Raw genomic sequence first — 7,997 nt, 5'->3', positions numbered from 1 at the left:
GGCCCCAGCTGCGCCTCGCCGAAGATCTGCACCAGCAGGCGCGCATTGCCGTCCTTGACCGCGCCGTCGAGCAGCAGGCCGCGCGCCTTGAGCGCCTCGGCGTCCTGGCCGTGGCCCGGGATGCGCTCGTCGAGCATCTCGTAGTAGGTTTCCGGCGGCGCGCTCATCAGGGGCACGCCGGCGGCGCGCAGCGCGTCCACGGTCTGGATCAGATCGTCGGTCAGCAGCGCGATGTGCTGGATGCCTTCGCCGTTGAACTGCATCAGGAACTCCTCGATCTGCCCACCTCCGGCCTTGCCTTCTTCATTGAGCGGAATGCGGATCATGCCGTCCGGCGCCGTCATCGCCTTCGAGGTCAGGCCGGTGTATTCGCCGCTGATGTCGAAGTAGCGGATCTCGCGGAAGTTGAACAGCTTCTCGTAGAAGCCGGCCCAGTAGCTCATGCGGCCGCGGTACACATTGTGCGTCAGGTGGTCGATGATCGACAGGCCGTGGCCTTTCGGATTGCGCTCGACGCCGGGCAGGAATTCGAAGTCGATGTCATAGATCGACTTGCCGACGGTGTCGCCTTCGTCGAAGCGGTCGATCAGGTACAGCGGCGCGCCGCCGATGCCCTTGATCGCCGGCAGGCGCAACTCCATCGGGCCGGTCGGGATCTCGACCGCCTGGGCGCCCAGCTCCAGCGCCCGGGCATAGGCCTGGTGCGCGTCGCGCACCCGGAACGCCATGCCGCAGGCCGACGGGCCGTGCTCGGCGGCGAAATAGGCGGCGTGGCTCTTCGGCTCGTTGTTGACGATGAAATTGATGCCGCCCTGGCGGAACAGCACCACGTCCTTCGAGCGGTGCACGGCCACCTTGGTAAAGCCGAGCTTGGTGAACACGTCTTCCAGCACGCCCGGCGTGGGCGAAGCGAACTCGACGAACTCGAAGCCCATCAGGCCCATGGGATTGTCAAACAGGTCTGCCATTATCGTCTTCCTCTATTCCTGGTGTGTGTAACTCAGTGTGTACAAGTGGTGTGTTCATTCGGCGAACACATCGGCCAGCAGGCCGCGCAGCCAGGCGTTGCCCGGATCCTGGTTGAAGCGGCGGTGCCAGAAAATATGCGTCTGCAGCGGCGGCAGGTCGAGCGGCGGCGTCACCCACTCCAGGCCGAACGGTGCTGCCGCGCGCTCGGCCAGCTTCTGCGGCACCGTCACCACCAGGTCGCTGCTGCTGACGATGTAGGGCACGGCGGTGAAATGCGGCACCCGGAAGCGGCTGTCGGCCTTTACGCCGGCGCGCATCAGGACGGCGTTCACGCGGTCGTACGGGCTGTCGGCGGCGTCCACCAGCAGATGTTCGGCCGCCACGAAGCGCTCCGGGCTCAAAACGCCACGCCCGAGCGGATGGCCCTTGCGGAACATCGACACGAAGGGCTGGCGAAACAGCTGGCGCTGGTACAGCGCTTCGGACACGTCCTCGAACGGCCCCACCGCCAGGTCGACCCGCCCGCCTTCCATCTCCTCCTTCAGCTGCGGCGACGCCACGCGTAGCGAGCTGATCTGCACCTGCGGCGCCAGCTGGCGGCAGCGCTCGATCAGGGTCGGCATGAAGTAGATTTCTCCGACGTCGGTCATCGCCAGGTTGAAGCGGCGGTTGCTGGTGGCCGGCTCGAAACGGCTGCGCTGGTTCAGCGCCAGCGCCACCTGCGCCATGGCGGCGCCGATCGGTTCGGCCATCTGCGCCGCCAGCGGGGTCGGCTGCATGCCGCTGGCGGTGCGTACGAACAGCTCGTCGCCGAAGCTGCGCCGCAGGCGCGCCAGCGCATTGCTGACCGCCGACTGCGACAACCCCAGGCGCCGGGCGGCAGACGAGATCTGGCGCTCCCGGTAGACTTCCTGGAACACGGACAGCAGGTTCAGGTCGATGGCGTGCGGTTCGATCATGGGGTTCCCGTGGCGGCGCGGCCCGACCGGGCGGCGCGATCGGCATTGTCCGCGCCCGCCCCGCTCACCGAACAGCAATATTGATGACATGAATAGTCTACATTTTGTTATTCATCTCGTAAAACACGGTTGGATATTCTAGAGTGGCGCCATCGGCGAGCGCGCCGTCCATACGAACGAGGGAGACATCCGCATGATCCAGTCCGGCTACCAGTCCGGCTTCGGCAACGAATTCGCCACCGAAGCCCTGCCCGGCGCCCTGCCGCAGCACCGCAATTCGCCGCAGCAGGTGGCGTATGGCCTGTACGCCGAACAGATCTCGGGCACCGCCTTCACCGCCCCGCGCAGCCACAACCGGCGTTCATGGCTGTACCGGATCCGCCCGGCCGCCGTGCACGGCAGCTTCGCGGCGATGGACACGGGCCGCATCGTCGGGCGCTTCGACACCCCGGCGCCGCCCAACCAGCTGCGCTGGAGCCCGCTACCGATGCCGGATGCGCCGACCGACTTCATCGACGGCTGGGTCACCATGGCCGGCAACGGCTCGAGCGACGCGATGAGCGGCTGCGCGATCCACCTGTACGCCGCCAACCGTTCGATGCAAGGCCGTTATTTTTACGACGCCGACGGCGAGCTGCTGATCGTGCCGCAGCAGGGCCGCCTGCAGATCGCCACCGAACTCGGCCTGCTCGAGCTCGAACCGCATGAGATCGCGGTGGTCCCGCGCGGCATCCGCTTCCAGGTATTGCTGCCCGACGGCGCCGCGCGCGGCTATATCTGCGAGAACTTCGGCGCCCTGCTCCGGCTGCCCGACCTGGGTCCGCTCGGCTCCAACGGCCTGGCCAACCCGCGCGACTTCCTGACGCCGGTGGCGCGCTACGAAGATGTCGAGGGCGACTTCGAGCTGGTGGCCAAGTTCGGCGGCCGCCTGTGGCGGGCCGACATCAAGCATTCGCCGCTGGACGTGGTCGCCTGGCACGGCAACTACGCGCCGTATAAATACAACCTGCGCCACTTCAACACCATCGGCTCGATCAGCTACGACCACCCCGATCCGTCGATCTTCCTGGTGCTGCAGTCGCCGTCCGACACGCCGGGCGTCGACACGCTCGACTTCGTGATCTTCCCGCCGCGCTGGCTGGTGGGCGAAGACACCTTCCGCCCGCCCTGGTTCCACCGCAATGTGGCCAGCGAGTTCATGGGCCTGATCCACGGCGCGTACGACGCCAAGGCCGAGGGGTTCAATCCGGGCGGCGCCAGCCTGCACAACTGCATGAGCGGGCACGGACCGGATGCCGCCACCTTCGACAAGGCGAGCCATGCCGACACCAGCCGCCCGCACAAAGTGGCCGACACCATGGCCTTCATGTTCGAGACCAGGAACCCCTTGATCCCGACCGCGCAGGCGCTGGCCTCGCCCCAGCTGCAGCCCGATTACCAGCAGTGCTGGGCCGGCATCCGCAAGTTCTTCCGGCCCCAGCCCTGAGGTACAGCCGCGCACGCGTGCCGTGTTCCGTGATTCTGTCGCTTATGCCATGATGCGCCGTACGCCATGGTGGCGTGCCCGGCCACGGCCCGGGAAGACCGATGCACAGGGCTGCAGCCCCCTATGTCCGACATACTGATCATCCTCGTTCTCATCCTGCTGAACGGGGTGTTCGCGATGAGCGAACTGGCGCTCGTCTCCGCCAAGCGCCTGCGCCTGGAACGGCGCGCCGACGAAGGCAGCCGCGGCGCCCGCATCGCCATCGAGCTGGCCGACAATCCCAGCCATTTCCTTTCCACCGTCCAGGTCGGCATCACGCTGATCGGCATCTTTACCGGCGCCTTCGGCGAAGCCTCGCTGGTGCAGCGCCTGGAACCGCAGCTCGAAGCCTTCGGCCTGCCCGCCAGGTATGCCTACGAGGCGTCGCTGTTCATCGTGGTGCTGGGAATCACCTTCGTCTCGATCATCCTGGGCGAACTGGTGCCCAAGCGCATCGCGATGCGCTATCCGGACGCGATGGCGACCCTGATCGCGCCGCCGCTGAACCTGCTGTCGAAGATCATGGCGCCGTTCGTCAAGATCCTGTCCCTGACCACCGAAGCCATCGTGCGCCTGATCGGCATCCGCGAAGCCAAGGAAGAAGCGCCTACCGAGGAAGACATCGCCGGCATGATCAAGGAAGGCGCCGACACCGGCCTGTTCGAGAAGACCGAATACGACATCGTCTCGCGCGCGCTGCGCCTGGACGACCGCCACCTGAAAGCCCTGATGACGCCGCGCGTCGACCTGGTGCTGATCGACCTCGATGCCGACCGGCGCGAGATCCTCGACCTGATCGCCGACAGCACCTACAGCCGCTTCCCGGTGTACCGGGGCGACCGCGCCCAGATCATCGGCTTCATCGCGGTGCGCGACCTGCTGGCCCAGGCGGTCAGGCACGGCTCGCTCGAGGCCGTCAACATCGAGGCCGCGATCCAGCCGCTGCTGTACGTGCCGGAATCGGTCAGCGCCATGGTGCTGCTGGAGTCGTTCAAGAAGAACAGCGCCGAGCTGGCCCTGATCGTCGACGAGTACGGCGACATCCAGGGCATGGTGACCCTGTCCGACGTGATGAGCGCGCTGGTCGGCGACGTCACCGTGATCGGCGAGGAGCACGATCCGGACGCGGTGCAGCGCCAGGACGGCAGCTGGCTGCTCGACGGCGGCATCGACCTGGACCGCTTCCGCGACCTGATGAACAGCGAACTGCGCTTCCCCGACGAAGACAACGGCGCCTACCACACACTGGCCGGCTTCGTGCTCTACCAGCTCGGCTACATCCCGAAGACTTCCGAATTCTTCGAATGGGGCGCCTGGCGCTTCGAGGTGGTGGACATGGACGGCAACCGCATCGACCGGGTGCTGGTGGCAGGGGTGGCGGCGCCGGAACCGGCGGCCGCGCCAGCCTGACGACGGCAACGGCGCGCTACCCGGCGCCGTGCATCAAAAACCACATATCTTTCCAGAAAGAATTGTGAACAGCCGATCCGGACTTTCCTGACAAACACACTTGTGGTACAACTTTGGCTGCACCAAAAGGAAACTGCATGCAAGTCAATCCGATCCAGCTGTTCGACGCCGAGTCGTCCACCTACACCTACATCCTGGCCGCGCCGGACTCGCGCGACGCGGTCATCATCGATCCGGTCGACCGCCATTTCGCGCGCGACCTGGCCCACCTCGAGCGTCTCGGCCTGCACCTGACCCATGTGCTGGAAACCCATGCCCACGCCGACCACGTGACCTCGGCCGGACGCCTGCGCGCGCATACCGGCGCCAGCGCCTGCGTGCCGAGCGGCTGCGGCATCGGGCCGGCCGAGATGCAACTGGAGGACGGCGACACCGTCGCTTTCGGCGCGCGCGAACACATCGCCGTGATCCACACCCCGGGCCACACCGCCGGCAGCATGTGCTACCTGTGGCGCGGCAACCTGTTCACCGGCGACACGCTGCTGATCGACGGTTGCGGGCGCACCGACTTCCAGAGCGGCAGCGCGGCCGACCTGTACGACAGCGTCACGCGCAAGCTGTTCACGCTGGACGCGGCCACCCGCGTCTGGCCGGGCCACGATTACCGCGGCCAGTCGGTCTCGACGGTCGGCTGGGAACGCGACCACAACGCGCGCCTGGCCCGGCGCGAACGCGACGACTTCATCGCCCTGATGGCGGCGCTCGACCTGCCGCGGCCGAAACTGATGGACGTGGCGCTGCCGGCCAACCGCCAGCTGGGCCTGCCCGCCGACCTGCCCCACGGTGCCTGAACCAGCTCCAGCGGATGGCCATTGTGCAAGACCGGAACAGCGCGAGTGCGCTCGCCAAGCCAGCCGAGCTCCAGCGCCGTATCGACGAGCTGCTGGAACATCTGCCGGCGGGCGTGATCGTGCACGGCGCCGACGGCCGCATCCTGTCGGCCAATTGCCTCGCCTGTTCGCTGCTCGGGCTGGATGAGGCGGCCCTGATCGGCGCGCCCGCGGACGCGGCCGACTGGCAGCTGCTGCGCGCCGACGGCACGCCGATGCCGGCCGACGAATTCCCCGTGCACCGGGTCTTGCGCAGCCGCGCGCAGCTGACCGACCTGGTGATCGGACTGCCGCAGCGCCACCCGCACGCGCTGCGCTGGATGCTGGCCAATGCCTATCCCGAACTGGACGACGGCGGCCGCGTGGAACGGGTGGTGGTGTGCTTCACCGACTGTACCGCGCTGAAGGACGCCGAACGCTCGCTGCAAAAGTCCGAAGAACGGCTGCGCCTGATTCTGCGCGGCTCGTCCGACGCGCCCTGGGACTGGGATTTGCAGGGCAACGAAATCTATTATTCCGAGCGCTGGTGGGCGATGCTCGGCTACCGCCCTGACGAAATCGCGCCCGACAACAATTTCTGGCGCCGCGCGGTGGACCCCGAGGACTTGCCGGGCGTGACCGGCTTCCTGGAGGCACTGCTGGCGGGCCCGCGCGAAAGCTACAGCGTGGAATTTCGCCTGCGCCATCGCGACGGCCACCCGGTGCCGGTGCTCTCGCGCGGCTACGTGCTGCGCGACGCGCACGGCCGGGCACTGCGCATCTCCGGCACCAATACCGACCTCACCGAGCGCAAGCTGGCCGACCAGCGCATCCACGAGCTGGCCTATTTCGATCCGCTCACCTGCCTGCCCAACCGGCGCTACCTGACCGAGCTGCTGGCCGAGACTCTGGCGCACAGTGCCCACAGCGGCGAATTCGGCGCGCTGCTGTTCATCGACCTCGACAACTTCAAGCTGCTGAACGACACCATGGGCCACGCGGTGGGCGACCTGCTGCTGCACCAGGTGGCGCAGCGGCTGCGCGACGTCGTACGCGGCGAGGTGTGCGGCGAAGCGTTCAGCGAGCTGCGCTGCGACGCCCATGTGGCGCGCCTGGGCGGCGACGAGTTCGTGGTGGTGCTCGAACACCTGGGGCCGCTCCGCGCGGAAGCGATCGGCGCGGCGCAGGCCGTGGCTGAACGCCTGCTGGCGGTGCTCGGCCGTCCGTTCCAGCTCGGTGCCCACAGTGCGCGCAGCACGCCCAGCATCGGCATCACCCTGTTCGACGGCGCCAGCACCGGCATCGAGCCGCTCTTGAAGGAAGCCGACCTGGCCATGTACCGGGCCAAGGCCGACGGCCGCAACACCGCGCGCTTCTTCGAGCCGGCGATGCAGTCCGAGGCCGAACGGCGCGCCGCCCTGGAAGCGGCGCTGCGCCTGGCGCTCGAGCAGCGCCAGTTCGTGCTGCACTGCCAGCCGCAGTTCGACTGCGCCGGCAAGCTCACCGGCGCCGAAGGCCTGGTACGCTGGCGCCGCGACGACGGCACGCTGGGCATGCCGGGCGAATTCATCGGCCTGCTCGAAGACACCGGTCTGATCGTCGCGCTCGGCCTGCAGATGATCGAACAGGGCTGCGCCGCACTGGCGCGCTGGGCGCACGACCCGGTGTTAGGAAACATCAAGCTGGCGGTGAACGTCAGCGTGCAGCAGCTGCGCGACCCGCGCTTCCTGGAGTCGGTGGCGGCGGCGCTGGTCGAGAGCGGTGCCGATCCCAGGCGGCTGCAACTGGAGATCACCGAAAGCGTGTTCGCCGAAGACCTGGCGATCACGGCGGAACGGATGTACGCGCTGCGCGCGCTGGGGCTGGAATTCGCGCTCGACGATTTCGGGACCGGCTATTCGTCGCTGGCCTACCTCAAGCGCCTGCCGCTGTCGACGCTCAAGATCGACCGCGCCTTCGTCAAGGATGTGGAAGCCGATCCGAACGGCGCGCCGATCGTGGAAGCGATCGTGGCGCTGGCCCATAAACTGGGTTTGTCGACGGTGGCGGAAGGGGTCGAAACCGAGGCGCAGCGCGCATTTCTGCGCAGCTGCGGGTGCGATGTGCTGCAGGGATATTTACTGGCGCGGCCGATGCCGCTCGAAGACTTCGAGCGGCGTTACGGCGCGGGCCAACTACTCTGACCGGCAGTCGACAAACTTAGCATGTCATTCCCGCGAAGTGAACTGCCCCCCAAAAGTCGGACATTGTCCACTCTTGGGGAGT

At 67.3% G+C, this 7,997-nt stretch carries 6 protein-coding genes; 4 read left to right on the top strand and 2 right to left on the bottom strand.

What is annotated here, in order from left to right; genetic code table 11:
• Both hppD and RTQ83_RS23955 read right to left on the bottom strand, forming a co-directional pair.
• On the bottom strand, nt 1-968 hold a 968-nt coding region (gene hppD, locus RTQ83_RS23960), incomplete at its 3' end, for a 4-hydroxyphenylpyruvate dioxygenase (protein WP_312520484.1).
• A 54-nt stretch (nt 969-1,022) separates the two neighbouring features.
• Nucleotides 1,023-1,928, bottom strand: a complete 906-nt coding sequence (locus RTQ83_RS23955) for a LysR family transcriptional regulator (RefSeq protein WP_312520482.1) — start codon at nt 1,926-1,928, stop codon at nt 1,023-1,025.
• Between the two features lie 193 nt (nt 1,929-2,121).
• Between RTQ83_RS23955 and hmgA the strand changes: the two genes are divergently transcribed.
• The 4 genes from hmgA (at nt 2,122) to RTQ83_RS23935 (ending at nt 7,915) form a co-directional block, all read left to right on the top strand.
• Nucleotides 2,122-3,414, top strand: coding sequence for a homogentisate 1,2-dioxygenase (gene hmgA, locus RTQ83_RS23950; protein WP_312520479.1), 1,293 nt, complete (start codon nt 2,122-2,124; stop codon nt 3,412-3,414).
• A gap of 123 nt (nt 3,415-3,537) precedes the next feature.
• On the top strand, nt 3,538-4,863 hold the full coding sequence (locus tag RTQ83_RS23945) for a hemolysin family protein (RefSeq protein ID WP_312520476.1): 1,326 nt from the start codon (nt 3,538-3,540) through the stop codon (nt 4,861-4,863).
• 137 nt (nt 4,864-5,000) lie between these two features.
• Entirely contained in the window at nt 5,001-5,714 is a 714-nt protein-coding gene (locus RTQ83_RS23940) for an MBL fold metallo-hydrolase (protein WP_312520473.1), read from the top strand.
• A gap of 23 nt (nt 5,715-5,737) precedes the next feature.
• Complete coding sequence (locus RTQ83_RS23935) at nt 5,738-7,915, top strand: EAL domain-containing protein (RefSeq protein ID WP_312520470.1); 2,178 nt, start codon at nt 5,738-5,740, stop codon at nt 7,913-7,915.
• Nucleotides 7,916-7,997 lie beyond the last annotated feature (82 nt).

Origin of the sequence: Massilia sp., from assembly GCF_031995545.1 — a bacterium.
Lineage (GTDB): Bacteria > Pseudomonadota > Gammaproteobacteria > Burkholderiales > Burkholderiaceae_D > Telluria.
Note: the sequence above shows the minus strand (reverse complement) of the source record. Positions and strands in the feature narration are given on the sequence as shown.

Coding starts and splice junctions, on each gene's coding strand:
- RTQ83_RS23955 (WP_312520482.1), bottom strand. CDS start 1,928: ATGATCGAACCGCACGCCATCGACCTGAACCTGCTGTCCGTGTTCCAG.
- hmgA (WP_312520479.1), top strand. CDS start 2,122: ATGATCCAGTCCGGCTACCAGTCCGGCTTCGGCAACGAATTCGCCACC.
- RTQ83_RS23945 (WP_312520476.1), top strand. CDS start 3,538: ATGTCCGACATACTGATCATCCTCGTTCTCATCCTGCTGAACGGGGTG.
- RTQ83_RS23940 (WP_312520473.1), top strand. CDS start 5,001: ATGCAAGTCAATCCGATCCAGCTGTTCGACGCCGAGTCGTCCACCTAC.